General features: G+C 66.8%; 2 protein-coding genes and 1 pseudogene. All 3 read right to left on the bottom strand.

Annotation, left to right across the window (positions count from 1 at the left end; all coding sequences use genetic code 11):
- The coding region (locus EOA33_RS34910) for a thymidine phosphorylase (RefSeq protein ID WP_127407665.1) at positions 1–646 on the bottom strand (646 nt) is incomplete at its 3' end.
- Complete coding sequence (locus EOA33_RS34905; protein ID WP_126058355.1) at positions 646–1,455, bottom strand: purine-nucleoside phosphorylase; 810 nt, start codon at positions 1,453–1,455, stop codon at positions 646–648. The genes EOA33_RS34905 and EOA33_RS34910, both read right to left, overlap by 1 nt.
- Positions 1,452–1,659: pseudogene (locus EOA33_RS34900) on the bottom strand (cytidine deaminase); the annotation flags it as partial. The pseudogene EOA33_RS34900 and the gene EOA33_RS34905, both read right to left, overlap by 4 nt.

Here is a 1,659-nt window from a genome sequence, read left to right as displayed (position 1 = left end):
CTGTTGCATCACGCGACTTCTCCATAAAGGCGCCATTGCCAACCTTGACGTCGAGTACAAGCGATCCGAGCCCGGCGGCGAGCTTCTTCGACAGGATCGAGGCGGTGATCAGCGGTACCGATTCCACCGTGCCCGTCACGTCGCGGATCGCGTAGAAGCGACGGTCGGCGGGCGCCAGGTCGGCGGTCTGGCCAATTATGGCGCAGCCGGTTTCGAGCACCGTCTTGCGCAAGCGCGCCACGTCCGGTTGGCTGATGTAGCCGGGGATCGCATCCATCTTGTCCAGCGTGCCGCCGGTATGGCCAAGGCCACGGCCGGAGATCATCGGCACATAGGCGCCGCAGGCGGCGACGATCGGCGCCAGCATCAGCGAGACATTGTCGCCGACACCGCCCGTCGAATGCTTGTCGGTGACCGGGCCCGGCAGATCGGACCAGTCGAGCACGCCGCCGGAATCGCGCATGGCGATGGTCAATGCCACCGCCTCCTCGCGGCTCATGCCGTTGAAGAACACCGCCATGGCGAAAGCGCCGACCTGGCCTTCCGTGACGGTGCCGGCGCTCAGCCCTTCGATGAAAGCCGCGATCTCCGGCGCCGACAGCCTGTGGCCATCGCGCTTGCGGCGGATAATTTCCTGCGGCAGCATCAGCTCTCTGGCAACCCGTCGCGGAACAGGCGCTCGAGGATCGTCGCCAGCCGCGCGCCGCCGATGGGCGCCATGTCCTTGGTCTCCTGGTGCGAAAGCTCCGCTCCGGTCATCCCGGCAGCGAGGTTGGTGATGACCGAACAGGCGGCGACGCGCAAGCCCAGGAAGCGGGCGAGAATGACCTCCGGCACCGTCGACATGCCGACGGCGTTGGCGCCCATGATGCGCGCCATGCGGATCTCGGCCGGCGTCTCGAAGCACGGGCCGGAGAACCACATATAGACGCCCTTATGGAGCGTGGTGCCGGTCGCCTTGGCCGCCTTCTCGATCGCCTTGCGCAGGCCCGCATCATAGGCCTCGGTGAGGCCGACGAAGCGGCGGTCGCTGGGCTCGCCGATCAGCGGGTTGGAGCCCGAGAAATTGATGTGGTCGGTAACCTGCATCACCGAGCCCGGCCCCATTTCCGGATCGACCGAGCCGGCGGCATTGGTGAGGATGAGCTGCGAAATGCCGATGCCGGCCAGCACCTCGAGCGCCGGACGCATCGCCCCAGCGTTGCCGTGCTCGTAATAGTGCGCGCGGCCGGACAGCATCAGCACCGGGGAGCCGGCGAAATACCCCGCCACAACCTCGCCCGCGTGGCCGCTGACGCCGCTTCTTGGGAAGCCCGGCAGTTCGGCATAGGAAATGCGCCTGGCATCCTCGACCTTGCTGACGAGGCCGCCCAGGCCCGAACCCAGCACCAGCGCGACCGCGGGCGCCAGCCCGTCCAGCCTTTCGACGAGATGATCGAGCGCCTTTTCCATCATTTCAGTATGTCGCCCCTGAAGCCGTAAGGCAGCATGTCGCCCATGGTCACGGTCTCGACCACGCCGCCATTGTCGCACAGATAGAGTTTCGTCTCCGGCCGGCAGAACTCCGCCAGACGCTGCCGGCAGCCACCGCAGGGCGAGCATTTGGCCACGCGCCCGGCAATGCCCGCGATCTCGGTTATCTTGCTGCCGCCGCCCATG

This window comes from Mesorhizobium sp. M4A.F.Ca.ET.050.02.1.1 (assembly GCF_003997725.1).
Lineage (GTDB): Bacteria > Pseudomonadota > Alphaproteobacteria > Rhizobiales > Rhizobiaceae > Mesorhizobium.
The sequence above is the reverse complement of the archived record's forward strand: the minus strand, read 5'-3'. Positions and strand labels throughout refer to the sequence as shown.

Bases quoted from the DNA above. Each gene is read 5' to 3' on its own strand.
- EOA33_RS34905 (WP_126058355.1), bottom strand. From the start codon at position 1,455: ATGATGGAAAAGGCGCTCGATCATCTCGTCGAAAGGCTGGACGGGCTG.